Genomic DNA, 23,678 nt, shown 5'->3' with positions numbered 1-23,678 from the left:
CGATGCGCCTTCGCCCGACCCTGTCCGCCCTCGCCATCGGCCTGCTGGCCGCCTGCTCCGCGCCGCAGCCCCCGGCCGCGCCCACCGCATCGCAACCCTCCGCCAAGGCGCCCGATTACTACGGCACGCTGGAGCCGTTCGCGCGCAACGCGGTGTACTTCGTGGTCACCGACCGCTTCGTCAACGGCGACACCGGCAACGACCACCGCGACCAGGGCGGCAAGTACCGCACCTTCGACATCCCGCTGCCGCCCTGCGACGGCGTGGCCGGCAACATCGGCTACCTCGGCGGCGACTTCAAGGGGCTCGTCGACCACCTCGACTACATCCGCGAGATGGGCTTCTCCGCGGTGTGGATCACGCCGGTCGTCGACAACCCCGACGAGCATTTCACCGGCGGCAGCCAACCGGGTTGCGGCATGATCCTCAGCGACCGCGGCAAGGCCGGCTACCACGGCTACTGGGGCGTCGACTTCTACCGCGTGGACGAGCACCTGCCCAGCCCGGGCCTGGACTTCAAGGGCCTCGCCGATGCCTTGCACGCGAAGGACATGAAGCTGGTGCTCGACATCGTGGGCAACCACGGCTCGCCGGCCTGGACCATGGCCTTCGACCAGCCCAAGTTCGGCAAGGTCTACGGCAAGGACGGCACGCTGCTCGCCGACCACCAGAACCTGCCGCCCGACAAGCTGAACCCGGCGCAGAATCCGCTGCACCGCTTCTACAACACCACCGGTCCGGTGGATGGCGCCAAGGGCTCGATCTACGACGGCAACCTGGCCCAACTGGGCGACTTCGATGCGGCCAATCCCGCGGTGCTCGACTACCTCGCGGGCGCCTACGAACACTGGATCGAGCAAGGCGCCGACGCCTTCCGCATCGACACCATCGCGTGGATGCCGACCTCGTTCTGGCAGTCGTTCACCCAGCGCATCCGCGCCAGGCACCCGGGCTTCTACATGTTCGGCGAGGCCTTCGACTACGACGCCGCCAAGATCGCGGTGCACACGCTGCCCGGCAAGGGCGAGACCTCGGTGCTCGACTTCCCGATGAAGCAGGCGATGGAAGAGGTGTTCGGCCACAAGCAGGCCGGCTTCGAGCGGCTGGCGCCGGCGCTGCAGCTCACCGGCGGCCCTTACGCGAATCCCTACGACCTCACCACGTTCTACGACAACCACGACATGCCCCGGCTCGACGCCAGCGATGCCGGCTTCATCGACGCGCACAACTGGCTGTTCACCGCGCGCGGCATCCCGGTGGTCTACTACGGCTCGGAGATGGGCTTCATGCGCGGCCGCGCGGAGCACGCCGGCAACCGCAACTACTTCGGCACCGAGGGCATCGCCGCCGCGCGGCAGAGTCCGATCCGCGCCGCGCTGGCCAGGATCGCCAAGGTGCGCGAGGCCTCGCCGGCGCTGCAGCGTGGCGTGCAGCTCGACATCGAACTGCAGGGCGAGCGCGCCGCGTTCTACCGGGTGTTCCAGCATGCCGGCCAACACCAGATCGCGCTGGTCCTGCTCAACAAGGGCGAGGCGCCGGCCGCGTTCAAGGTCGGCAAGCTGCTGCAGGCAGGCACGTGGCGGTCCGCGCTGGATGGCGGCACGGTCGAGGTGGCGGCGGGTGGCAGCCTGGCGGCCGAGGTGCCCGCGCATGGCGTGCAGGTCTACCTGCTGGATGCCGCGCCGTCGCGGCCCGACCTGGTGGCCGCGCTGGATGCCGCGATGCAGGACGCCAGGCGCCCGCGCTGAGGCTCAGCCGCCGCTGGAGGCGCGGACCTCGAGGGTCGGCGCGAGGGTGACGCTCTCCGCCGGCTGGTCGCGGACCATGCGCAGCAGGGTCTCCACCAGCAGTTCGCCGGCGCGCGCGGTGTCCTGCACCACGGTGGTCAGCGGTGGATTCGCGAAGCGGCCCATCGGCGTGCCGTCGAAGCCGACCACGGCGACATCCTCCGGCACGCGCAGGCCGGCCTCGCGCAGCGCGTGCAGCGCGCCGATCGCGATCAGGTCGCTGGCCGCGAACACCGCATCGAACGGGAGGCCGCGCGCAAGCAGGGTGCGGGCGGCTTCGTAGCCGGCCTGCTCGGTGCTGGCCGCATCCACCTGCAACGCCGGGTTCATGCGCAGCCCGGCCTCGCGCAGCGCGGCATCGCAACCGCAGTAGCGCGCGAAGAATTCCGGGAAGTGGGTCGATGCGTCGCCGAGGAAGGCGATCTTCTTGCGCCCGCGCGCCAGCAGGTGGCGGCCGGCGAGCGCGCCGCCCTCGGCGTTGTCGCAGCCGATCGACACGCCGGGCTGGCCGGGCAGCACCGGCCCCCAGCGCACGAAATGCGTGCCCTGCTCCACCAGGCGGGCCAGCTTGCTCTCGTAGGCCAGGTAGTCGCCGTAGCCGAGGAGGATCAGGCCATCGGCCTTCATGCTGTCCTCGTAGTCGGCATGCCAGTCGTCCGACAGCTGCTGGAACGAGACCAGCAGGTCGTGGCCCTGGCGCGCGCAGGCGCGCGTGATCGAACCCAGCATCGCCAGGAAGAACGGGTTGATGTGCGACTCGTCCGGGGTCGGATCCTCGAACAGCAGCAGGGCCAGCGTGCCCGCGCGTTGCGTGCGCAGGCTGGAGGCGTGGCGGTCGACCTTGTAGTTGAGCTCGCGGACCGCGTCCTCGACCCGCTTGCGGGTCTCCGCGTTGACCAGCGGGCTGCCGCGCAGCACGCGCGACACCGTGGCCTGGGACACGCCGGCGCGATGGGCGATGTCCATCGAGGTGGCGCGGGTCTTCTTGCGGTTGCGACGCGGTTCCTGCATCGCCGGAGTGTAGCAACGCCGGACGCGCGGGCGCTCAACCGCCGCGGCGCGGGAGCACCCAGTCGGGCCGCGGCCAGTGGCAGGTGTAGCCGGTCGGATGGCGCTGCAGGTAGTCCTGGTGCTCGGGTTCGGCTTCCCAGAAGTCGCCGGCGGGTTCCACCTGCGTCACCACCCTGCCGGGCCACAGTCCCGAGGCCTCGACGTCGGCGATGGTGTCCAGCGCAACCTGGCGCTGGGCCTCGCTGGAGTAGTAGATCGCCGAGCGATACGACGCGCCGCGGTCGTTGCCTTGCCGGTCCGGCGTGGTGGGGTCGTGGATCTGGAAGAAGAATTCCAGCAGCTCGCGGTAGGACATGCGGGCCGGGTCGAACACGACCTCCACCGCCTCGGCATGCGTGCCATGGTGGCGGTAGGTGGCGTTGGCGACGTCGCCGCCGCTGTAGCCGACGCGCGTGGACAGGACGCCCGGGCGCCGGCGCAGCAATTCCTGCATGCCCCAGAAGCAGCCGCCGGCGAGGATCGCGGTTTCGGTGGTCATGGTGCCTCCGGTCGGGTCGTGGTCAGGCGAGCTTGCGCAGGGCAAGCGCGTTGATGCAGTAGCGCAGGCCGGTCGGCGCCGGCCCATCCGGGAACACATGCCCGAGATGCCCGTCGCAGACCTGGCAGGTGGCCTCGATGCGCGTCATGCCATGGCTGTGGTCGGCGTGGTAACCGACCAGTCCGGCTGCCACCGGCGCGGTGAAGCTGGGCCATCCCGAATGGCTGTCGTATTTGCTGGCCGCGTCGAACAACAGCGTCCCGCAGCCCGCGCAGGCGTAGCGGCCGGGTTCGAACAGGCTGCACATCGGCGAGCTGTGCGGCGCCTCGGTGCCCTTGCCGCGCAGCACCCGGAACGCCTCGGGTTCGAGCGCGGCGCGCCAGGCGTCCTCGTCGCGCGCGTCGCGCCGCGGCGGCGGCGGATTACCCTCGCGCGCCCAGTGCAGCACGTCGCGCCAGGTGGGCTCGGTGGTCGGGGAAGTACGCATCTCCATCGGCGGGCTCCATCGAAGGCGTCCCGTTGACATGGCGTCCGCCGGGCATCGATTCAAGCGCCGTACGAGCCGCGCAAAACGAAAACGCCGGCACGAGGCCGGCGTTTCGATGGTGGCGCCCGGAAGGGTGAGCCTCCTCCGCCTGCGAAGCGCAGCTTCGCGGGGAGGCGAACGCCCGACGCCATACGTGCGGCGGGCGGGCAATCCGACGGGCGCAACACGAAAACGCCGGCACGAGGCCGGGGTTTCGATGGTGGCGCGCCCGGAAGGGTGAGCTTCCTCCGCCTGCGAAGCGCAGCTTCGCGGGGGAGGCGAACGCCCGACGCCATACGTGCGGCGGGCGGGCAATCCGACGGGCGCAAAAACGAAAACGCCGGCACGTGGCCGGCGTTTCGATGGTGGCGCGCCCGGAAGGATTCGAACCTCCGACCCCCAAGTTCGTAGCCTGGTGCTCTATCCAACTGAGCTACGGGCGCAGAAGCGGAATTATGCGTTTCGACCGCATCCCGCGTCAACTTGCGTCGCGCGGATTTCGTGATTTCGCCAAGCTGGCGGAGACTGAGGGATTCGAACCCTCGATGGAGCTTTTGACCCCATACTCCCTTAGCAGGGGAGCCCCTTCGGCCTCTCGGGCAAGTCTCCGTGAGGCGAAATCGCGAGCGGCGAAGGATACAGGCTGCATCGCGATCCGGCAAACATCAGGTGCCGTCGTCGGCGCCCTTGCCGCCATCATCGCCCTGGATGCGCTGGTAGATCTCCTCGCGGTGCACCGCCACGTCCTTCGGCGCGGTGATGCCGATGCGGACCTGGTTCCCTTTCACGCCTAGCACGGTCACGGTGATCGCATCCCCGATCATCAGGGTTTCGCCCACTCGCCGGGTCAGGATCAACATGCTGCAACTCCCCTGTCGCTTGCGGCGATCCCGACGCGAGCACCTCCCGCCGTCGCCTGCATCCCATCGCCCCGATCATACGGGGCTTCGTTCAGCTTGGACAAGCCGCGCGCTCACGTGGCCTGCATACGCTCCCGTACCCACTGTGCGACATCGTCCAGCGCCGCCGCCAGTGCCGGGCCATCCTCGCCGCCGCCCTGGGCCATGTCCGGACGACCGCCGCCCTTGCCATTGATGCGACCAGCGACCTGCCCGAGGAGTTCCCCGGCCTTGACACGGCCCAGCGCCGCGCCGCTGACCCCGGCCACCAGCGCGGCCTTGCCGCCCTCGGTGCCCGCAAGGACCACGACCGCGTCGCCGAGCTGCTGCTTCAGCCGATCCATCGCATCGCGCAGCGCCTTGGCGTCGAAGCCCTCCAGGCGCGCCGCGAGGACCTTGATGCCCGCGATGTCGCGGGCCTGGCCCGCCAGGTCGCTGGTCGCGCCCGAGGCCGCCTTCGCCTTCAGCTGCTCAAGCTCGCGCTCCAGCTTCTTCTGCCGCTCCAGCAGCGTGCGCAGCTTGTCGGCGGCCTCCGCCGGGGTGCTGCCCAGCAGACTGGCGACGCCCTGCAGGCGCTGCTCCTCCGCGGCCACATGGTCCAGCGCGCCCTGCCCGGTCACCGCCTCGATCCGGCGCACGCCGGCGGACACGCCGCCCTCGGACACGATCTTGAACAGGCCGATGTCGCCGGTGCGGCCGACATGGGTGCCGCCGCACAGCTCGGTGGACGTCGGGCCGAAGCGCAGCACGCGCACTTCTTCGCCGTACTTCTCGCCGAACAGTGCCAGCGCGCCGAAGTCCAGCGCCTCCTGCATGCCCATCTGGCGCACCTCGCCCGCATGGTTCGCGCGGACTTCGGCATTCACCCGGCGCTCGATCTCGGCCAGTTCGGCATCGGTCACCGGCTGGAAGTGCGAGAAGTCGAAGCGCAGGCGGTCGGGCGCGACCAGCGAGCCCTTCTGCTGGACGTGGGTGCCGAGGACGCCGCGCAACGCCGCATGCAGCAGGTGCGTGGCGGAATGGTTGAGCACGGTGGCCGCGCGGCGGCCGGCATCGACGGCGCCCGACACCCGGTCGCCCTTGGCGAGGCGCCCGGATTCGAGCGTGCCCACGTGCCCGTGGAACTGGCCGGCCAGCTTCAGCGTGTCGACCACGGCCAAGCGCGCACCCGCGTCCGCCAATACGCCCTGGTCACCGACCTGGCCACCGGATTCGGCGTAGAACGGGGTGGCGTCGAGGATCACGAGGGCCTCGTCGCCGGCCTCGATCGCATTTACCGGCTTGCCGTCCTTCAGCAGGGCGACCACCACCAGGTCGTCGGCACCGAGGCTGTCGTAACCAAGGAACCGGGTCGGCGCGAGCGTGGCGACGAGGTCGGCCGGCAGCTGCACGCCGCCACCGAACTTGCCGGCGGCGCGCGCGGTCTCCTTCTGCTGCGCCATCGCGGCGTCGAAGCCGGCGACGTCCACCGTCATCCCGCGTTCGCGCGCCATGTCCTGGGTCAGGTCCAGCGGGAAGCCGTAGGTGTCGTAGAGGCGGAAGGCATCGCCACCGGGGATGACGCCATCGGACACCTTGGCCGCGACGTCATTGAAGATGCGCATGCCGGCATCGAGGGTTTCGGCGAAGCGCTCCTCCTCGGCCAGCAGCGCGCGCTCGGCGGTGGCGCGACCCGCGCGCAGCACCAGATAGGCATCGCCCATCAGCGCATCCAGGGTGTCGACCAGCCGATGGAAGAACGGCGTGCGCACGCCCAGCATCCAGCCATGCCGCAGCGCGCGGCGGATGATCCGGCGCAGCACGTAGCCGCGGCCCTCGTTCGACGGCAGCACGCCATCGACGATCAGGAAGGCGCAGGCGCGGATGTGGTCGGCGATCACCCGCAGCGACTTGTTCTCGAGGTCTGCCGTGCCGGTCAGCTCGGCCGCGCGCTTGATCAGCGCCTGGAACAGGTCGATCTCGTAGTTGGAATGCACGCCCTGCAGGATCGCGGTGATGCGCTCCAGGCCCATGCCGGTGTCGACGCAAGGCGCGGGCAATGGCGTCAGCGTGCCGTCCGCGGCGCGGTCGAACTGCATGAAGACGTTGTTCCAGATCTCGATCCAGCGGTCGCCGTCCTCGTCCGGCGAGCCCGGCGGGCCACCGGCGATGTGCGCGCCATGGTCGTAGAAGATCTCGGTGCAGGGACCGCAGGGGCCGGTATCGGCCATCTGCCAGAAGTTGTCGGAGGCGAACGGCGCGCCCTTGTTGTCACCGATGCGAACGATGCGCTCGGGCGGCAGGCCGATGTCGTTGCGCCAGATGTCATAGGCCTCGTCATCGGTGTGGTAGACCGTCGCGAGCAGGCGCTCCTTCGGCAGCTTCCAGACCTCGGTCAGCAGCTCCCAGGCCCAGGCGATCGCGTCCTTCTTGAAGTAGTCGCCGAAGGACCAGTTGCCGAGCATCTCGAAGAAGGTGTGGTGGCGCGCGGTGTAGCCCACCGAATCGAGGTCGTTGTGCTTGCCGCCGGCGCGCAGGCAGCGCTGGACGTCGGCCGCGCGCACGTAGCTGCGCTTTTCTGCGCCCAGGAACACGTCCTTGAACTGCACCATGCCGGAGTTGGTGAACAGCAGGGTCGGGTCGTTGCCCGGCACCAGCGGCGCGGACGGCACGATGGTGTGGCCCTTGGAGGCGAAGAATTCGAGGAAATCGCGGCGGACGTCGGACGTACTGATCTTGGAGGGCGCGTTCATGCAGGCATCTGTGTGGGGCGGGCGCCGTGGTGCGACGCGATCCCGTCACGATGCGGGCGCGGACCCGGGTTGGCAAGCCGATCCGCATAGTTTACAGGCCGCCGGGCTCAGTCCGACCACACCCCGTCGTCCCCGAGCGCCGCGCGGACCTGTTCCATCCGGAATCCGCGCCGGACCAGCAACTCCCCGGCCTTGCGCCGCGCTGCGGGGTCCATCGGTCCGGTCGGCCCGCACCGACGCCTGACCAAGCCACGGGCATTGGCCATCCAGTCGCCCTCGTAAGCGGCAAGCGCGGCGGCCACCGCATCCGCGCCCAAGCCATGCGTGCCCAGTTCCGCGCGGATGAACGCAGGACCGTAGCCCGCTTCGGCACGCGAGCGCACCAGCGACTCGGCGAAGCGCCGATCATCCTGCCAGCCCGCATCGGCCAGGCGCGCGATGGCCTCGCTGGCCTCGTCGGCCGGGACGCCGCGCACCAGCAGCTTGCGGGCCAGCTCGCGCTTCGAATGCTCGCGACGGGTCAGCAGGGAAAGCGCCCGCTGGGTGGGCGATGGTTCCGGGCGGCGACGGCGCTTCCGCGCTGACGAGGACGCATCGTCGCCATCGCCGCCCGGCCGCATCATGCGTCGTCGTCCGCGCCGTCAGCCTCGCCGCGCGGCATCTCCTCCGGCACGAACTTCTCGCGCAGGGCGGCCTCCAGCTTCAGCGCGGCGGCGGGGTTTTCCTTGAGGTACTGGCGGGCGTTCTCCTTGCCCTGGCCGATGCGCTCGCCGTCGTAGCTGTACCAGGCGCCGGCCTTCTCGACCAGCTTGGCGTCCACGCCCATGTCGATCAGCTCGCCTTCGCGGCTGATGCCCTCGCCGTACAGGATTTCGGTGACGACCTGCTTGAACGGCGGCGCCAGCTTGTTCTTGACCACCTTGATGCGGGTCTGGTTGCCGATGATCTCGTCGCCCTTCTTGATGCTGCCGATGCGGCGAATGTCCAGGCGGACCGAGGCATAGAACTTCAGCGCGTTGCCGCCGGTGGTCACTTCCGGGCTCTGGCCCGGCATCATCACGCCGATCTTCATGCGCAACTGGTTGATGAAGATCACCAGGCAGTTGCTGCGCTTGATGTTGCCGGTCAGCTTGCGCAACGCCTGGCTCATCAGGCGGGCCTGCAGGCCGGGCAACTGGTCGCCCATCTCGCCCTCGATCTCGGCCTTCGGCGTGAGCGCGGCCACCGAGTCCACCACGACCATGTCGACCGCGTTGGAGCGCACCAGCATGTCGGCGATCTCCAGCGCCTGTTCGCCGGTATCCGGCTGCGACAGGTAGAGCTCGTCGAGGTTGACGCCGAGCTTCTGCGCGTAGATCGGGTCCAGCGCATGCTCGGCGTCGATGAAGGCGCAGGTGCCGCCGGCCTTCTGGCACTGGGCGATGGCCTGCAGGGTCAGGGTGGTCTTGCCGGAGGATTCCGGACCGTAGACCTCGACCACGCGACCCTTGGGCAGGCCGCCGATGCCCAGGGCGATGTCCAGCATCAGCGACCCGGTGCCGATGGTCTCCACCGCTTCGACCGTGCGGTCGCCCATGCGCATCACCGAGCCCTTGCCGAACTGGCGTTCGATCTGGCCCAGGGCCGCCGCAAGCGCGCGCTTCTTGTTCTCGTCCATCGTGCTGGTCCTCAAAGTGGTGGATTCCGTGGATGTGCTCAGGTTAGGCGGGCGGCATCGCAAAAGCTGCGACGCGACGGGCCGTGGACAGACGATGCGCCCGGGCCGGCGCCGACGGCATCGGGGAAACCCGCAGGCGCGGCTGGGAAACGGGCGCGCGGCGGGCGCCGGGTTCACGCATTGGGGCGCACCAGTCCGCAATACAAGCCCTCGATCGCGAAGTCCTGGCCGGGCTGCACCTCGATCGGCGCGTAGTCCGGGTTGCGCGGCAGCAGGCGGATCCGGCCCTGCCCCATCTTCAGCAGCTTCACGGTGATCTCGTCGTCGATGCGGGCGATCACCACCTGGCCGTTGCGCGCTTCGCTGGTGCGGTGAACGCCGATCAGGTCGCCATCGAAGATGCCCTCGTCGCGCATCGAATCGCCCTTGACCTTGAGCAGGTAGTCCGGCGCGGGGGAAAAGAAGGTGCGATCCATCAGCACCACCTGCTCCGAGCCGATGTCGGCCCCGATCGGCGCACCGGCGGCGACCTGGCCCAGCACCGGCAGGCGCAACACGTCGTCATCGGCGGGCAAGTCGAGCTGGCGCGGGCCATCCGGCCACTGCAGCAAGCGCAGGCTGCGCGCCCGCCCGGGGCTGCGCTCGAGCACACCGGCGGCTTCCAGCGCTTCGAGGTGGTACTGCGCGGCGCGGACGCCCTTGAAGCCGAAGGCGCGGGCGATCTCGGCCTGCGAGGGGGCGAAGCCATCGGCTTCGATGCGTTCGGCGAGGAAGCCGTGGATGGCGCGCTGGGTATCGGTCAGGTCCATGGTTAGTAGTAATACTACTAACAATCCCGCGCGGTCAAGGCCCCAAGCTCAGGGCAATGGCGGCTCCGCCATGGCCACGCGCTGGCGTGCCTGCTCGATGCGTCCGGGCAGGCCCGTGCAGTAGCCCGACCGCTGCTCCGGGGTCAGCGTCGCGAGGCGTGCCCGCTCCTCCTCTTCCTTGTGCGGCGTGGAAAGCCCGGCCTGCAGGAACGGAAGGGCGTATTCGATGTCGGCCAGCTCCGATTGTTCGCTGGGATACAGGGCCTTGCCGGCATCGCGGTGCGCGCGCAAGCGATCGGCGCGACCACGCTTGGCCGCCACGACCTCGCCGAGGAAGGTCCCGATCGCCGCGTCCAGCCCCGCGCCGCACGCCGCGCTCCCGGCGCGCATCCGGGCGACATCGGTCAAGACGCCGTCGGCCAGCCGGGAGCGGAACCGGTATCCGGCTTCCACGGGTTCGCAACGGCAGGCATCGCCCAGCCCGCTGCCGATCCCCCACCGCTCGAACACGGTGCAACCGCCATCGCGGGTCGCGACCAGGTTGATCGTGATCCGTCGTTCCACCGGCGTGCTGGCCGGATCCGCGCCGCGCGGGACCTCGATGTAGCGCGAGGCGGCGAGGAAATGATCCGGCGGCAGCGCCAGCGCATATTGCTCGCGCAATTCCGGTGGCGGCGCGTTCGCGAGGAGGCGTTGCGCGCGCTCCTGCACGATCGCCCGGCAGGTGGCATCGGGGGCCACCAGGCGCCCGAGCGGTTCGTTGTCGCGGGCTTCCAGCCAGGCGCGGGCCTCGGCCACGTGGATGCTGCCGGGATGGTCGAGGAGGAAGCGGACATAGCGATCCGGTGGTTCGCCGCCCTGCAGGAAGCGCCAGCGCTCCTCCGCGGACAGCAGGTCGCCGGCGATGGCACCGGCGGCGGCGATGGCCAGGAGCAAGCCGGCAGCAGGACCCGAGCGGCGCATGCGCATGCCCACCGGGTCAGCCCAGGAGGCCGTCGACGCCGCGCAGGGCGGCGGCCACGGTCTGCCGGCGCACCGCGTCGCGGTCGCCATCGAAATGGAACAGTTCCGCCCTGGCGTAGCCGCCGCGCCGCTTCCAGCCGATCCACACGGTGCCCACCGGCTTGTCCGCGCTGCCGCCACCGGGACCGGCGATCCCGGTCACCGCCACCGCGACGCTGGCGCCGGAGTGCACCAGCGCGCCGCTCACCATCTCCACCACCGTCTCCCGGCTCACCGCGCCATAGGCCTCCAGGGTCTGCGGTCGCACGCCCAGCAGGGCCTGCTTGGCTTCGTAGCTGTAGGCGGCCATGCCGCAGTCGAACCAGGCCGACGACCCGGCGACGTCGGTCATGCATTTGGCGATCCAGCCGCCGGTGCAGCTCTCCGCGGTCACCAGCATGTGCCGGGTGGCCAGCAGGCGTTCGCCGAGGGCATGCGCGAGGCGGTCGAGTGCGTCGTCGTCGGGGGCAGGCATGGCGGGCGCCGCAAAGGGGGACCAGCGCGTTGTACCCGATGCCCGGGCAAAACAAAACCGGCCCGCGAGGGGCCGGTTTCGTGGTCGACCACGGCATCCCGTCGGGGTGGACGCCGCCTGGCTCAGTAACGCCAGCGCAGGGTCACGCCGTAGGTCCGCGGCTGGCCGAGGAACGCATTCCAGGACCCGGTCTGCAGCGGCGCATCGAACGCCACCTGCATGTACTCGGCGTCGGTCAGGTTCTGCGCCCACAACTCGACCGCCCAGTGTCCGTCGCGGCCGCCGAGGCTGGCCCGCGCGTTGACCGTGGTGTAGCCGGACTGCAGCTTCTGCGGATCCAAGTCGGAGCCGGTGTTGTACTCGCTCATGTACTTGGCGCCGACGTGCATGCGCGCGACCAGGTTCTTGCCGAGGTCGAACTCGTAGCCCACCGAACCGGTCGCCGACCACTTCGGCGCGAAGCTCGCGGTGCTCCCCGGCAGCAGCACCAGGTCCGCGTCCGGCAGCAGGTCGTCGCCATACTTGGTCTTGGCGTAGGTCAGGCCGCCTTGCACGAACAACCCGCCGTTCTGGTACAGCACCTCGGCGTCGAAGCCGCGCGAGGTCACGGTCGGGATCGAGCGCACCACGAAACTGGTGCCGAGGAAGCTGTTGAGCTGGAAGTCGCTGTACGTCTGGTGGAACAACGTGGCGTTGAGCAGCAGGTTGCCGCCGAGCCAGGTGGTCTTGGCGCCCAGCTCGTAGCTGTCGACGAATTCCGCGGGGAAGGACGTGTCGTCGACCGGCACGATGCCGCTCACGCCACTGGACAGGCCGGTGTTGGACTGCACGCGGTCGAGGTTGAAGCCGCCGCCCTTGTAGCCGCGCGCCGCCGAGGCATACGTCATCACGTGGTCGTTCCAACGGTAGGCCGCCTTCAGGGTGCCGGACCACTCGCCTTCGGACATGTCCTGCTCGGTATGGCGCCCATTGTGGCGCACGTTGGTCCACGGCAGGCAGGAGAAGCCGACCACCTGCGGGGCCGCCGCCGAGGCCTGGGCCACGGTCAGCCCGCGCGCGACCAGCGCGGCGACCACCTGGGCCGGGTTGGCCAGCATCGACGCGCAACCCAGCCCGCCGTTGGGGTTGGTGTAACGGGACGACAGCGACTTGTCCTCGCTGGTGTAGCGCAGGCCCAGGGTCAGGTCGAGGGCATCGCTGGCATGCCAGGTGTTGTTGGTGAACAGGGCGAAGCTCTTGGCGTTCTGCTCGTAGGTATCGGCGGCGGCATGGCCCAGGAACACGGTGCCGAACGGCCGGCCGGAGGCCTGCGACAGGAACAGCGGCGCGGTCGGGCTGGCGGCCAGCGCCGGGTTGATGCGGCCGAGGATCGCGACCGACAGGTAGGGCTCGTAGGCGGCGCCGACGCGGTAGGCCTCGTTGCGGTCCAGGTCTTCGTTGGAGTAGAAGGCGCCCACCAGCCAGTCCACGGTATCGGTGGACCCGGTCAGGCGGAACTCCTGGCTGAAAGTGTCGAAGGCGCTGTAGTTGTCGTCTTCGGTGGGGTTGCGGTACAGCAGGTCGGCGGTGCTGAAGTCGAAGTCGAGGCCGTTGGCCGAGCTCCACTTGCGCTTGGCGGTGACCGAGGTCAGCGTCGCCCCGCCGAACCACGGCGTGGTCCAGTCGGCCTGCAGCGAGAGGCCCTTGTCCTTGATGTGCTGGCCGGTGCTGCGGTTGCTCCAGGCCTCGCGCGCGTACGGGTCCGCGATCGGCGCCACGCCCCTGTCGCCCGGCATCGGGGTGAGCGCGTCGAGGATCGAGGCAGTCGACCCGCGGATGATGGTCACGCCGGTGCAGCAATCCTCGGTGCGGTTGGTGACGTCCGCGGCCAGGTTCAGGGTCAGGGTGTCGCTGGGATCCCAGCGGAACTGCGCGCGCACCGTGCCGAAATCCTGGTTGAAGTCGTCGGTCTCGGTGCGGGGGCCGGCGCCGATATGCACGTCGATGTAGCCGTCGCGGGCGCGCTGGGCGGCGTAGATGCGGAACGCCGAGTTGTCGCCGATCGGCAGGTTCAGGCTGCCGGCGATGCCCATCGCGGCGTAGTTGCCGCCGGTCAGCTCGACCTCGGCCGAAGGCTCGAAGCCGGGGCGCTTGGTGACCACGTTGATCACGCCGGCCGAGGTGTTCTTGCCGAACAGGGTGCCCTGCGGCCCCTTCAGCACCTCGATGCGCTCGAGCTCGCCGAGGTCGCCGAAGCCCACGCCGTTGCGCGGGCGGTACACGCCATCGATGACCACGCCCACCGAGGATTCCAGGCCGGCGTTGTCGCCCACCGTGCCGATGCCGCGGATGCGGGCGGTGGTCAGCGCCTCGCTCTGGGTGCTGGTCACGGTCAGGCCGGGCACTAGTACCTGCAGGTCCTTCACGTCGCGGACGCCGGTGTCCTTGAGGATTTCCTCGGACAGCGCGGTCACCACGACCGGCACGTCCTGCAGGGCTTCCTCGCGCTTCTGCGCGGTGACCACCAGCTTGTCGAGCGTCTTGGCTTCTTGCTGGGCGGGCGCCTGGGCGGCGTCCTGCGCCATGGCAGGCAGGGCAGGCGAGGTCGCCAGCGCGGCCACCACGGCCAAGGCGAGGCGACGGCGCTTGGGTTGCGTATCGAACATGAGATCCCCCGGTAGGAATGCTGGTTTGTTTGGACGCCGCAAGCGACCACCGCCACGGGTGCGGCGGGAGTCGGGTTCGGCGCGGCCACGTGGGGGAATGGACGCGCAGCGGGATGGAACACATCCCGTAACGGAACGCTAACACAACCAGATCAGGGCGCGAACTCCCCTGAAAACGGCGACCAAGCTTCTCCTTGGGCACCTTCCTGTCGCCCCGACGTGGCCACCCGCGACCACGCCCGGATGGGATCAAGGTCCCATTTCGCCGTTCCCCTGCGCGCTCCTAGCCTTGCATCCGCCGGGGAGCAGTCCCTGCGCGATCCATTGCCGGGAACGTCGAGGGAACCACCATGAAACTCCGTCGTATTTTTTCGTTGCTCGCCGGCATCGGCTTGCTGGTAGGCGTCGGCCTGGCCGGCGAGGCCGCGGCCAAGACCCCGGCGAAGCAACCGAACATCGTCTACATCATCGCCGACGACCAGGGCTGGGCGGACGTGGGCTACCACGGCTCCGACATCAAGACCCCGAACATCGACGCGCTCGCCAGCGGCGGCATGCGCCTGGAGCAGTTCCATGCCCAGCCGCTGTGCACCCAGACGCGATCCGCGCTGATGACCGGCCGCTATCCGTATCGCACCGGCATGCAGTCGGCGGTCATCCCCTCGAACGGCACCTACGGGCTCGACACCGACGAGCGCACGCTGCCGCAGGCGCTGAAGGATGCCGGCTACTACACCGCGATGGTGGGCAAGTGGCACATCGGCCATGCGGACCAGAAGTACTGGCCCCGCCAGCGCGGCTTCGACTACCACTTCGGCGCGGTGCTGGGCGAGATCGACTATTTCACCCATTCCGCTCACGGCAAGACCGACTGGTACCGCGACAACGAACTCGTGCGCGAGGACGGCTACGCCACCGACCTGCTCGGCGATGACGCCGTCCGCCTGATCCGCGAATACGACGGCAAGAAGCCGATGTTCCTGTACCTCGCCTTCACCGCCCCGCATTCGCCCTTCCAGGCGCCGGAGCATTACCAGGCGCGCAACCCGCGGATCACCGAGCCGACCCGCCGCGCCTACGCCGGCATGATCACCGCGCTGGACGACCAGGTCGGGCGCGTGGTCGCCGAGCTCAAGAAGCGCGGCATGCTCGAGGACACGTTGATCGTCTACCAGAGCGACAACGGCGGCGTGCGTTCCTCCAAGTTCGCGGGCGAGGCCGACGTCTCCAAGCTCGTGCTGCCGGCCAGCAATGGCCCGTACCGCGACGGCAAGGGCACCCTGTACGAGGGCGGCACCCGGGTGATCGCGCTGGCCAACTGGAAGGGCCACATCAAGCCCGGCACGGTGAACAACGGCCAGATGCACGTGGTCGACGTCTACCCGACCCTCATCAAGCTCGCCGGCGGTTCGCTGGAGCAGCCCAAGCCGATCGACGGCATCGACATGGGTCCGATGCTGACCAAGGGCGTGCCCTCGCCGCGCACCACCACGATCTACTCGGTGGAACCGCAGCAGGCCGCGGTCCTCAAGGACGGCTGGAAGCTGGTGTGGCGCACCACCCTGCCGAGCAGCGTGGAACTGTTCGAACTCGCGAAGGATCCCTACGAGCAGAACAACCTCGCCGCCGCCAACCCGGCCAAGGTCGCCGAGCTGCAGCAGCTGGTCGAAGCCGAGGCCAAGACCGCCGCGCCGTCGAAGTTCATCGCCAATGCCTTCGGCGCAATGATGCCGATCCTGTTCGGCGCGACCAACCTGCCGGGGCAGGAAGGCGCCGACGAACACGACATCGACGCAATCCCCTGACCCCCGAACCCGCACAGGACCCACCATGACCACGCATACCCGCTTCCGCCCGCTTGCGCTGGCGATGTCCTCCGCCCTGCTCCTCGGCTTCTCCACCCTGGCGGCCGCGCAGGAAGCCCCGCGCGGCCCGGCCGCCGCGCCCGCGGTCACCCCGCGCGCGCAGGCCGTGCTCGACCGCATGACGAACTACCTGCGCAGCCTGCAGGCGTTCTCGATCTCCGCCGACTCCAGCCGCGACGAAGTCCTCGCCGAGGGCTACAAGCTGCAGCACAACGAGCACTCCGAACTCACCGTGCAGCGCCCCAACAAGCTGCGCGCTGAGCTGCAGGGCGACCTGCGCACCCGCACCATCGTGTACGACGGCGAGAAGCTCTCGATGTACTCGCCGGACGACGCCGCCTACGTCCGCGTCGCCACCGTCAGCAACCTCGCCGAGCTGATCGGCAGCCTGCTCGATGCCGGCGTGGAGATGCCGATGATCGACGTCCTCTACCAGGGCGCGGTCGGCAACCTGACCCAGAACGTCAGCGGCGGCGCGGTGGTCGGCGAATCGGTCATCGACGGCGTGGCCTGTGACCACCTGGCCTTCCGCCAGTCGAACGTGGACTGGCAGCTGTGGGTGCAGAGGGGCGAGCAGGCGCTGCCGCGCAAGATCGTCATCACCACCCGCTTCGAGGTCGGCGACCCGCAGTACCAGGTGACGATGCACTGGAACCTCAAGCCGAAGGTCTCCGACGCGACCTTCAAGTTCACCGCACCCGCCAACGCGAGCGAAGTCTCGCTGATGGCCGGCGACACCTCGAAGTAAGGAGCCCCGCATGACGACCAAGGCAAGCTTCCGCACCACCGGCCTGGCGGCCCTCGTGATCGCCGGTGGCCTCGCGCTCGCCGGCATGGATGCCAGCGCCGCCTCCGGCCCCGGCGGCGCACGCCCCGCCGCGAACGGGCGCATGGCCCAGAGTTCGGTCGCCGGCGCCAACCGCTCGGCGAACCGCAACAACAACGTGAACCGCAACACCAACATCAACCGCAACAACAACGTCAACATCGACCGCGACGTCGACATCGACGTGGACGTGGACCATCGCTACGGCTGGGGTCCGCGCTACCCGGTCGCCGCCGGCGTGGTCATCGGCGCGGTCGCGGTGACCCACGCCGCGGTGGTGGGTTCGTACTACTACTCGCTGCCGCCGAGCGGCTGCACCACCGTCATCAAGAACGGGATCAGCTACTACTACTGCGGCTCGGTGTACTACCAGCGCAGCTGGTACGGCAACGACGTCGTGTACGTGGTGGTGAATCCCTGAGTGCCCGCCCTGCCGCGCCCGGCGACGGGCGCCGGCGGGGCCCCTTTCCTGCAAGGAGCAATGCCATGGCGAAAGCCAACTTCCTGGCCGGCACCCTCGCCGCGCTGCTGCTCGCCGGCCTGCCGGTGGCGGCCCAGGCCGACGAAACCGCCGACAGCGACTGGAGCTGGCGGGTCGCCCCCATGTACCTGTGGGCGCCGAGCATCAAGACCGACCTCAAGTTCGACCAGCCGCCGGTGCCCAGCACCAGCCGCTTCGGCGACATCATCAGCAAGGTCGACATCGTGTTGACCGGCCACGCCGAGACCCAGAACGACCACTTCGGCGTGATGGCCGACGTGAGCTACCTCGCGCTGTCGGACGAAACCTCGTACGGCAACGGCCTGGGCACCGAGGCGTCGCTCGACCTCACGGTGTTCGAGCTGGCCGGCGTGTGGAGCCCGGGCGACGACCGCTTCTCCGGCTTCGAGGCCTTCGCCGGGCTGCGCTACATCAAGCCGAAGATCGACGCCAAGCTGGAGACCGACAGCCCGTCGGTGCCGGACGCGCGCCTGATCCTCGACAAGGCGTTCAGCGACTTCATGGTCGGCGCGCGCTACACCGCCAAGACCTCCGCCCGCACCGAAGTGACCCTGCGCGCCGACGCCTCGCTCGGCGAGACCGGCGGCACCGAGAACTTCAGCGCGATGCTGCGCTGGAACCGCACGGAGAAAGGCGCGTGGGTGCTCGGCTACCGGCTGATGAACGTCAAGCTGGACACGCCCGGCACCGGCGTGAAGGTGACACAATACGGGCCCGTCGTGGGTTACGAGATGAAGTTCTGATCCGATGAGGCAGTGGCCGACCCTCGCGCTGCTGGGGCTGGCCGCCGTCCTCGGACTGCTGGGCCTGCTGGCCTGGCACCATGGCGCCCCCGGTTCCCCGGGGGCGTCGTCGCTTGCGGCGCCGCCCGCGCCCCGCTTCGTCGGCGCCGAGACCTGCGCCGGCTGCCATGCCGCCGAGACCGGCGCCTGGCGCGGTTCGCAACACGCCCAATCGATGCAGCACGCCACCGCCACCACCGTGCTCGGCGACTTCGGCGATGCGCGCTTCGAGCAGCGCGGCACGTCCGCCCGCTTCCTGCGTCGCGGCGGCGACTTCGTGGTGCGCACCGCCGGCGCCGACGGCAAGGTCGCCGACTTCAAGGTCAGCCACACCTTCGGCGTCTTCCCGCTGCAGCAGTACCTGGTGGCCTTCCCCGATGGCCGCCTGCAGGCGCTGCCGTTCGCCTGGGACAGCCGGCCCGCCAGCGAGGGCGGCGGCCGCTGGTTCCACCTGTACCCGGACGAGGACATCAAGCCCGGCGACCCCCTGCACTGGACCCGCCTCAACCAGAACTGGAACTGGATGTGCGCGGATTGCCACAGCACCGACCTGCAACGGAACTACGACGCGGCCACCGATCGCTACCAGACCACCTTCGCCGAAATGAACGTGGCCTGCGAGGCCTGTCACGGGCCGGGCTCGAACCACGTCGCATGGGCGCGCAACCCGACGCCGCCTACCGCCACCGATCCGCACCATGGCCTGGTGGTGGCACTGGACGAGCGCAAGGGCGCGGCATGGATCCCGGTGCCGGAAACCGGCAATGCGCGACGCAGCCCGTCCCTGGCGGGACACCGCACGCTGGCGGCCTGCGCGCAATGCCATGCGCGCCGCGCGCCGCTGGTCGCGGGGATGGACCACCAGCGCGACCTGTTCGACACGCATGAACTCTCGCTGCTCGAGGCCGGCCGCTATTTCGACGATGGCCAGCAACGGGAGGAGGTCTACAACGTCGGCTCGTTCCTGCAGAGCAGGATGCATGCCGCCGGAGTGACCTGCACCGACTGCCACGACCCCCATTCGGGCAAGTTGCGCCTGGCCGGCAACCAGGTCTGCAGCCAGTGCCACGCCCCCGCCAAGTACGACCAGCCGCGGCACACCCTGCACCCGGCCGGGACCGCGGGCGCGGCATGCGCGTCCTGCCACATGCCGACCCGCGCCTACATGGTCATCGACCAGCGCCACGACCACTCCTTCCGCATCCCGCGGCCGGACTTGGGCGCCGCGCTCGGTACGCCAGACGCCTGCACCAGCTGCCACCGCGAGCGCGACCAGGCCTGGGCCGCAGCCGTGATCGAACGGGCGTTCGGGCCGAACCGCAAGGGCTTCCAGACCTTCGCGCCCGCGCTGCATGCCGCGCGCACCGGCGCCGCCGACGCCCCGGCGCGCCTCGCCGAACTGGTCGCGGACCCGGGCGTGCCGGCGATCGCCCGCGCCACCGCCCTGCGCGAGATGCGCAACGTGCTGCGCCCGGGCCTGCTGGCCTCGATCGAGCGCGGCCTGGGCGATCGTGATCCGCTGGTCCGCGCCGCCGCGGTGGATGCGCTGCAGGCAGCGCCGGTCGGCGAACGCCTGCGCCTCGCGTTGCCGCTGGCCGAAGACCCGGCCTACCCGGTGCGGGTCAAGGTCGGGGCGGTGCTGGCGCCGGTCGACCTCGCCACGCAGGACGCCGCCACCCAGGCGCGCCTGCAGCAGGTCTTCGACGCGTACGTGCGCGCCCAGGAAGCCAACATCGACCGTCCCGAGTCGCGCTACAACCTCGGGCTGTTCCACGCCGAACGCGGCGACATCGCGCGCGCGACCGCGGACTACCGCGGCGCGCTCGCGTTGCAGCCGGATTTCGCGCCGGCCTATGCCAACCTTGCCGAGCTCTATCGCCAGACCGGCCAGGACAACCTCGCCGACGCCACCCTGTCCGAAGGCCTTGCCAAGGTGCCGGGCGACCCGGCGCTGCTGCACGCGCAAGGCCTGCTGCGGGTCCGCCAGAAGCGTCTGCCGGAGGCGCTGGACCTGCTTGCCCGCGCGGCCCGCGGCGATCCTGCGAACCCGCGCTACGTCTACATCCTCGCAGTGGCGCTGCATGATGGCGGACGCCGTGCCGAGGCGCTGCAGGCACTGCAGCGCGCACGCGCCCGCTTCCCCGGCGATACCGACATCGCCAACGCGTTCGAGGCCTACCGTCGCGAGTGACCGCGCGCGGCGGCGGATCGGCCCAAGGTCCCATAGCTCCGCGCGATGCGGCATCCGACCATCGCGGACGCTGCCGGTGCACCGCGCCCGGCGTTCCCGCAACCTTCCGAGATCCAGGAGCCCCGAGCATGACCAGGAAACTGCCCGTCGCGCTGATCGCAGCCGCGCTCGCCTGCACCACGTTCACCGCCGCGTCCCAGACGTCCGCCGCGCCGAAGACCAAGGGCCAGGCCAATGCCGCCTGGACCGAGGAAGGCCTGGAGAAGCGCACGGTCAAGGGACTCGACGCCGTCTATGCGCGTCCCGGCGCCACCCTCGCCGCCTACAAGAAGGTCCGCCTCGGGCCGATCTCGGTGGCCTTCCGCAAGAACTGGGAGCGACAAGTGCCCGGCACGATGCGCGTGCGCGCCGACCAGCAGCAGCGGATCAAGGACCAGCTGGCCACGCTGATCCGCGAGGAGATGACCAAGCAGCTCAAGCAGGGCGGCTACGAGGTGGTCACCGCCGCCGGCAATGACGTGCTCGACGTCAACCTGTCGATCGTCGACCTGTACGTCACCGCGCCCGACCTGCCGACCGCCGGCCGCGTCGACGTGTACGCGATCTCGGCCGGCGAGATGACCATGATCGCGGAGCTGCGGGATTCCGCCAGCAACGACATCGTCATGCGCGTCTACGACCACGCCGAAGCCGACGAGAGCTTCCGTCCGAAGCGCATCACCAACATCGACAACAAGCAGGAAGCGCGAGCCGCCGCGGCCGCCTGGGCCAAGATCCTGCGCACCCAGCTGGATACCGCGCGCGGCGTGCAGGGGGGGAAGCGCTGATGGCCGCCCCGACCCAGCTCAACCGCGCACTCGCCGCCCTGCTGGTGGGCGCCGTGCTCGCCCTGCCCGCGGGACAGGCATTCGCGGGCGACGTGCAGGAAGAACGCACCGAGATCCGCGAACAGTCCGACCGCGCCCTCGCCAACCTCTACAAGATGGATCCGGGCGCCCGCAAGGCGGTCGAATCCGCCGCGGGCTACGCCACCTTCTCCAACAAGGGCATCAAGATCGGGGTCGCCGGCGGCGGCACCGGGCGCGGCCTGGCGGTGGAAGCCGGCACCGGCAAGGCGACCTACATGCGCTTCGTCGAAGTCCAGGCCGGCGTCGGCATGGGCATCAAGAAGTACGACCTGATCTTCGTGTTCAAGACCCGCAAGGCGCTGGACGCGTTCATCCATGACGGCTGGCAGTACAGCGGGCAGAGCACCGTCGCGCTGAAGCACGGCGACGAAGGCACGGCGCTGGCCGGCGCGGTCTCGATCTCGCCCGACGTCTGGCTGTACCAGGTGACCTCGTCCGGCCTGTCGGCCGACCTGACCGTGAAGGGCAGCAAGTACTTCCCGGACAAGGAACTCAACCAGGCCGACGCCAAGTAAGCGGCCGGGCCACGCCATGACGCCCCAGCACGACGCCACCCCGCCCGACGCCGCCAACGCCTTCTCGTTGGTGGACGCCGGCCCGCTGTTCCGCCTGCTGCAACGACTCGGGCTGGCCGACCGGGAGCTGGAAGGCTGGGGCCGCCGCGGGCTCTGGGTGGTGGCCCTGGCCTGGGTGCCGCTGGCGGTGATCTCGGGCGTGGAAGGTCGCCTGTGGGACGGGTGCGAGGTGCCGCTGCTGCGCGACATCGATGCCTACACCCGGTTCCTGCTGGCGCTGCCGATGCTGCTCGCGGCGGAGCGCCTGGTGCAGATGCGCATGCGCCCCGCGTTCGCGAAGTTCATCGACCGCCGCATCGTGGTGGGTGCGGACATCCCGCGTTTCCAGGCGATCCTCGCCTCCACCCGGCGCTGGCTGGACGCGTGGTGGCCTGAGATGCTGATCCTGGTGTTCGTGTACACGCTGGGCGCGGGCGGCCTGTGGGAACCGGCGATCGACACCGACCTCAGCGCCTGGTACGGCGTCCGCCGCGGCGGCGAGATGGAAGCCAGCATGGCCGGGCACTGGCTGAATCTTGTCAGCGTGCCGATGTTCCAGTTCTTCCTGCTGCGCTGGTACTACCGGCTGCTGGTCTGGTGGGCGCTGATGTGGCGGCTGTCGCGCCTGGACCTGCAGTTGCAGCCCCTGCACCCCGACCATGCGGGCGGCCTCGGGTTCCTCTCGCAGCTGTCGCGCGCGTTCGCGCCGTTGCTGGTGGCGCAGGGCATCCTCGCCGCCGGCTGGATCGCCGACCAGATCTTCTTCTCCGATGCCCGCCTGCTCGACTTCAAGCTGGAGCTGGCGGCGGTGGTGGCGGTCACCGTGGCCGCGATCGTCGCGCCGCTGCTGATGTTCAGCCCGGCCCTCGCCGACGCCCGCCAACGCGGCCTGGGCAGCTACGGCAACCTGTCGATGCGCTACGCCGCCGAGTTCAACCGGCGCTGGCTGGGCGCCGGCGCGCCGGCCACCGACGAGCCCCTGCTCGGCACCGCCGACATCCAGTCGCTGGCCGACCTCGGCAACGCCTACGCCAACCTCAAGCAGATGCGCCTGGTGGTGTTCGACCGCAGCGCGCTGACCGCGCTGGCCATCGCCCTGCTGCTGCCGGTCACCCCGCTGGTCCTGACCATGTTTTCGGTCGACGAGTTGATGAACAAACTGGTGTCGATCCTGCTCTGACCCCCTCGCCCGCGCCGGCATCGGCGATATGATCCCTGCCCTGCGCAGGGAGCCGATGCATGGGAGCCGCGATGGGAAGCGACGCCAGCGTGTACGTGGTCGACGACGACGACGACGTGCGCACCGGGCTGTGCCGGCTGCTGCGTTCGGCCGGCTGGGACGTGCTGGACTTCGCCTCCGCGCCCGCCTTCCTCGAGGCCTACGACCCCGAGCGCGTCAGCTGCCTGCTGCTCGACGTGAGCATGCCGGAGATGACCGGCCCCGAACTCCACGAGACCCTCGGCGAACGCGGGATCGACATCCCGGTGGTGTTCCTGACCGGCAAGGGCGACGTCGGCACCAGCGTGCGCGCCCTCAAGCGTGGTGCGCTCGACTTCCTGGAGAAGCCGGTGGACGCCGAGGTCCTGCTCGACGCCATCGGCACCGCAGTGGAGCGCAGCCGCGAGGCCCGCGCGCAGCGCGGCCAGCAGGACGCAGCCGCCGAGCGCTACGCCCAGTTGTCTGCGCGCGAGCGGGAGGTCATGGCGCACGTGATCCGCGGCCGCCTGAACAAGCAGATCGCCTACGACATGGGCATCGCGCTGAAGACCGTGAAGGTCCACCGCGGCCGGGTGATGGCGAAGATGCAGGTGCGCTCGGTCGCGGAACTGGTCCGCCTCTGCGACCGCCTGGGCCTGCGCCCCGCCTGATGGCCCGCGCGCGCCGGCGGTGGCCGGGCGCATGGGATCAAGGTCCCATTTCGGCGCCCCGCCGCCGCCCCTAATGTCCATCACAACGGAGGCAGGCCCG

General features: G+C 69.9%; 21 protein-coding genes and 2 tRNA genes. 10 read left to right on the top strand and 13 right to left on the bottom strand.

From position 1 onward, the window contains the following. The first annotated feature begins 2 nt into the window (after positions 1-2). On the top strand, positions 3-1,748 hold the full coding sequence (locus ON759_RS00590; protein WP_271678416.1) for an alpha-amylase family glycosyl hydrolase: 1,746 nt from the start codon (positions 3-5) through the stop codon (positions 1,746-1,748). 3 nt (positions 1,749-1,751) lie between these two features. Here the strand turns inward: ON759_RS00590 and ON759_RS00585 are convergent, their stop codons facing one another. From ON759_RS00585 to ON759_RS00525, 13 genes are all read right to left on the bottom strand, one after another. Beyond that, entirely contained in the window at positions 1,752-2,798 is a 1,047-nt protein-coding gene (locus ON759_RS00585) for a LacI family DNA-binding transcriptional regulator (protein ID WP_271678415.1), read from the bottom strand. Between the two features lie 34 nt (positions 2,799-2,832). Next, positions 2,833-3,336 (bottom strand): peptide-methionine (S)-S-oxide reductase MsrA, encoded by a 504-nt coding sequence (gene msrA, locus ON759_RS00580; RefSeq protein WP_271678414.1) that lies wholly within the window; start codon positions 3,334-3,336, stop codon positions 2,833-2,835. 22 nt (positions 3,337-3,358) lie between these two features. Then, positions 3,359-3,829 carry a peptide-methionine (R)-S-oxide reductase MsrB gene (gene msrB, locus ON759_RS00575; protein ID WP_271678413.1) on the bottom strand — a complete coding sequence of 157 codons (471 nt, stop codon included), beginning with the start codon at positions 3,827-3,829 and terminating at the stop codon, positions 3,359-3,361. Positions 3,830-4,228: 399 nt separating this feature from the next. Next, positions 4,229-4,305: transfer RNA gene (locus ON759_RS00570), tRNA-Arg, on the bottom strand. 73 nt (positions 4,306-4,378) lie between these two features. After that, a tRNA-Ser gene (locus tag ON759_RS00565) sits at positions 4,379-4,471 on the bottom strand. A 56-nt stretch (positions 4,472-4,527) separates the two neighbouring features. Then, the gene (gene csrA, locus ON759_RS00560; RefSeq protein WP_271678412.1) at positions 4,528-4,722 is read right to left on the bottom strand and encodes a carbon storage regulator CsrA; all 195 of its coding nucleotides are present in this window, start codon (positions 4,720-4,722) and stop codon (positions 4,528-4,530) included. A 113-nt stretch (positions 4,723-4,835) separates the two neighbouring features. Next, positions 4,836-7,493: an alanine--tRNA ligase gene (gene alaS, locus ON759_RS00555; protein ID WP_271678411.1), complete on the bottom strand. Its 2,658-nt coding sequence runs from the start codon at positions 7,491-7,493 to the stop codon at positions 4,836-4,838. A gap of 107 nt (positions 7,494-7,600) precedes the next feature. Further along, positions 7,601-8,113, bottom strand: coding sequence for a regulatory protein RecX (locus tag ON759_RS00550; RefSeq protein WP_271678998.1), 513 nt, complete (start codon positions 8,111-8,113; stop codon positions 7,601-7,603). Beyond that, positions 8,113-9,150 (bottom strand): recombinase RecA, encoded by a 1,038-nt coding sequence (recA, locus tag ON759_RS00545; RefSeq protein ID WP_271678410.1) that lies wholly within the window; start codon positions 9,148-9,150, stop codon positions 8,113-8,115. Before recA ends, ON759_RS00550 begins: the two co-directional genes overlap by 1 nt. 173 nt (positions 9,151-9,323) lie before the next feature. Further along, a complete protein-coding gene (gene lexA, locus ON759_RS00540; protein ID WP_271678409.1) occupies positions 9,324-9,959 on the bottom strand; it encodes a transcriptional repressor LexA in 636 nt (211 codons plus the stop codon). 48 nt (positions 9,960-10,007) lie between these two features. Beyond that, a complete protein-coding gene (locus ON759_RS00535) occupies positions 10,008-10,895 on the bottom strand; it encodes a hypothetical protein (RefSeq protein WP_271678408.1) in 888 nt (295 codons plus the stop codon). A gap of 43 nt (positions 10,896-10,938) precedes the next feature. After that, on the bottom strand, positions 10,939-11,436 hold the full coding sequence (locus tag ON759_RS00530; RefSeq protein WP_271678407.1) for a CinA family protein: 498 nt from the start codon (positions 11,434-11,436) through the stop codon (positions 10,939-10,941). 122 nt (positions 11,437-11,558) lie between these two features. Beyond that, a complete protein-coding gene (locus ON759_RS00525) occupies positions 11,559-14,081 on the bottom strand; it encodes a TonB-dependent receptor (RefSeq protein WP_271678406.1) in 2,523 nt (840 codons plus the stop codon). Positions 14,082-14,431: 350 nt separating this feature from the next. Between ON759_RS00525 and ON759_RS00520 the strand changes: the two genes are divergently transcribed. From ON759_RS00520 to ON759_RS00480, 9 genes are all read left to right on the top strand, one after another. Further along, positions 14,432-15,886 carry an arylsulfatase B gene (locus tag ON759_RS00520; protein WP_271678405.1) on the top strand — a complete coding sequence of 485 codons (1,455 nt, stop codon included), beginning with the start codon at positions 14,432-14,434 and terminating at the stop codon, positions 15,884-15,886. Between the two features lie 25 nt (positions 15,887-15,911). Continuing rightward, positions 15,912-16,694 carry a DUF2092 domain-containing protein gene (locus ON759_RS00515; RefSeq protein ID WP_271678404.1) on the top strand — a complete coding sequence of 261 codons (783 nt, stop codon included), beginning with the start codon at positions 15,912-15,914 and terminating at the stop codon, positions 16,692-16,694. A 10-nt stretch (positions 16,695-16,704) separates the two neighbouring features. Further along, positions 16,705-17,193, top strand: a complete 489-nt coding sequence (locus ON759_RS00510) for a hypothetical protein (RefSeq protein WP_271678403.1) — start codon at positions 16,705-16,707, stop codon at positions 17,191-17,193. 65 nt (positions 17,194-17,258) lie between these two features. Continuing rightward, entirely contained in the window at positions 17,259-18,017 is a 759-nt protein-coding gene (locus ON759_RS00505; RefSeq protein ID WP_271678402.1) for a hypothetical protein, read from the top strand. Between the two features lie 4 nt (positions 18,018-18,021). After that, the gene (locus tag ON759_RS00500) at positions 18,022-20,247 is read left to right on the top strand and encodes a tetratricopeptide repeat protein (RefSeq protein WP_271678401.1); all 2,226 of its coding nucleotides are present in this window, start codon (positions 18,022-18,024) and stop codon (positions 20,245-20,247) included. A gap of 128 nt (positions 20,248-20,375) precedes the next feature. After that, complete coding sequence (locus ON759_RS00495) at positions 20,376-21,074, top strand: DUF3313 family protein (RefSeq protein ID WP_271678400.1); 699 nt, start codon at positions 20,376-20,378, stop codon at positions 21,072-21,074. Then, the gene (locus ON759_RS00490) at positions 21,074-21,670 is read left to right on the top strand and encodes a lipid-binding SYLF domain-containing protein (RefSeq protein ID WP_271678399.1); all 597 of its coding nucleotides are present in this window, start codon (positions 21,074-21,076) and stop codon (positions 21,668-21,670) included. Before ON759_RS00495 ends, ON759_RS00490 begins: the two co-directional genes overlap by 1 nt. Before the next feature lie 16 nt (positions 21,671-21,686). Beyond that, the gene (locus ON759_RS00485; protein ID WP_271678398.1) at positions 21,687-22,889 is read left to right on the top strand and encodes a hypothetical protein; all 1,203 of its coding nucleotides are present in this window, start codon (positions 21,687-21,689) and stop codon (positions 22,887-22,889) included. Positions 22,890-22,960: 71 nt separating this feature from the next. Next, positions 22,961-23,578: a response regulator transcription factor gene (locus ON759_RS00480; RefSeq protein ID WP_271678397.1), complete on the top strand. Its 618-nt coding sequence runs from the start codon at positions 22,961-22,963 to the stop codon at positions 23,576-23,578. The last annotated feature ends 100 nt before the right edge of the window (positions 23,579-23,678 follow it).

The organism is Thermomonas mangrovi (genome assembly GCF_028201335.1).
In the GTDB taxonomy this organism is placed as follows: Bacteria; Pseudomonadota; Gammaproteobacteria; order Xanthomonadales; family Xanthomonadaceae; genus Thermomonas; species Thermomonas mangrovi.
The sequence above is the reverse complement of the archived record's forward strand: the minus strand, read 5'-3'. Positions and strand labels throughout refer to the sequence as shown.

Excerpts from the sequence above, each read along its gene's own strand:
- ON759_RS00525 (WP_271678406.1), bottom strand. The coding sequence starts at position 14,081 with ATGTTCGATACGCAACCCAAGCGCCGTCGCCTCGCCTTGGCCGTGGTG.
- ON759_RS00520 (WP_271678405.1), top strand. The coding sequence starts at position 14,432 with ATGAAACTCCGTCGTATTTTTTCGTTGCTCGCCGGCATCGGCTTGCTG.
- ON759_RS00515 (WP_271678404.1), top strand. The coding sequence starts at position 15,912 with ATGACCACGCATACCCGCTTCCGCCCGCTTGCGCTGGCGATGTCCTCC.
- alaS (WP_271678411.1), bottom strand. The coding sequence starts at position 7,493 with ATGAACGCGCCCTCCAAGATCAGTACGTCCGACGTCCGCCGCGATTTC.
- msrB (WP_271678413.1), bottom strand. The coding sequence starts at position 3,829 with ATGGAGATGCGTACTTCCCCGACCACCGAGCCCACCTGGCGCGACGTG.
- ON759_RS00500 (WP_271678401.1), top strand. The coding sequence starts at position 18,022 with ATGAGGCAGTGGCCGACCCTCGCGCTGCTGGGGCTGGCCGCCGTCCTC.
- msrA (WP_271678414.1), bottom strand. The coding sequence starts at position 3,336 with ATGACCACCGAAACCGCGATCCTCGCCGGCGGCTGCTTCTGGGGCATG.
- ON759_RS00530 (WP_271678407.1), bottom strand. The coding sequence starts at position 11,436 with ATGCCTGCCCCCGACGACGACGCACTCGACCGCCTCGCGCATGCCCTC.
- recA (WP_271678410.1), bottom strand. The coding sequence starts at position 9,150 with ATGGACGAGAACAAGAAGCGCGCGCTTGCGGCGGCCCTGGGCCAGATC.
- ON759_RS00585 (WP_271678415.1), bottom strand. The coding sequence starts at position 2,798 with ATGCAGGAACCGCGTCGCAACCGCAAGAAGACCCGCGCCACCTCGATG.
- ON759_RS00550 (WP_271678998.1), bottom strand. The coding sequence starts at position 8,113 with ATGCGGCCGGGCGGCGATGGCGACGATGCGTCCTCGTCAGCGCGGAAG.
- ON759_RS00505 (WP_271678402.1), top strand. The coding sequence starts at position 17,259 with ATGGCGAAAGCCAACTTCCTGGCCGGCACCCTCGCCGCGCTGCTGCTC.
- ON759_RS00485 (WP_271678398.1), top strand. The coding sequence starts at position 21,687 with ATGACGCCCCAGCACGACGCCACCCCGCCCGACGCCGCCAACGCCTTC.
- csrA (WP_271678412.1), bottom strand. The coding sequence starts at position 4,722 with ATGTTGATCCTGACCCGGCGAGTGGGCGAAACCCTGATGATCGGGGAT.
- lexA (WP_271678409.1), bottom strand. The coding sequence starts at position 9,959 with ATGGACCTGACCGATACCCAGCGCGCCATCCACGGCTTCCTCGCCGAA.
- ON759_RS00510 (WP_271678403.1), top strand. The coding sequence starts at position 16,705 with ATGACGACCAAGGCAAGCTTCCGCACCACCGGCCTGGCGGCCCTCGTG.
- ON759_RS00490 (WP_271678399.1), top strand. The coding sequence starts at position 21,074 with ATGGCCGCCCCGACCCAGCTCAACCGCGCACTCGCCGCCCTGCTGGTG.
- ON759_RS00480 (WP_271678397.1), top strand. The coding sequence starts at position 22,961 with ATGGGAAGCGACGCCAGCGTGTACGTGGTCGACGACGACGACGACGTG.
- ON759_RS00590 (WP_271678416.1), top strand. The coding sequence starts at position 3 with ATGCGCCTTCGCCCGACCCTGTCCGCCCTCGCCATCGGCCTGCTGGCC.
- ON759_RS00495 (WP_271678400.1), top strand. The coding sequence starts at position 20,376 with ATGACCAGGAAACTGCCCGTCGCGCTGATCGCAGCCGCGCTCGCCTGC.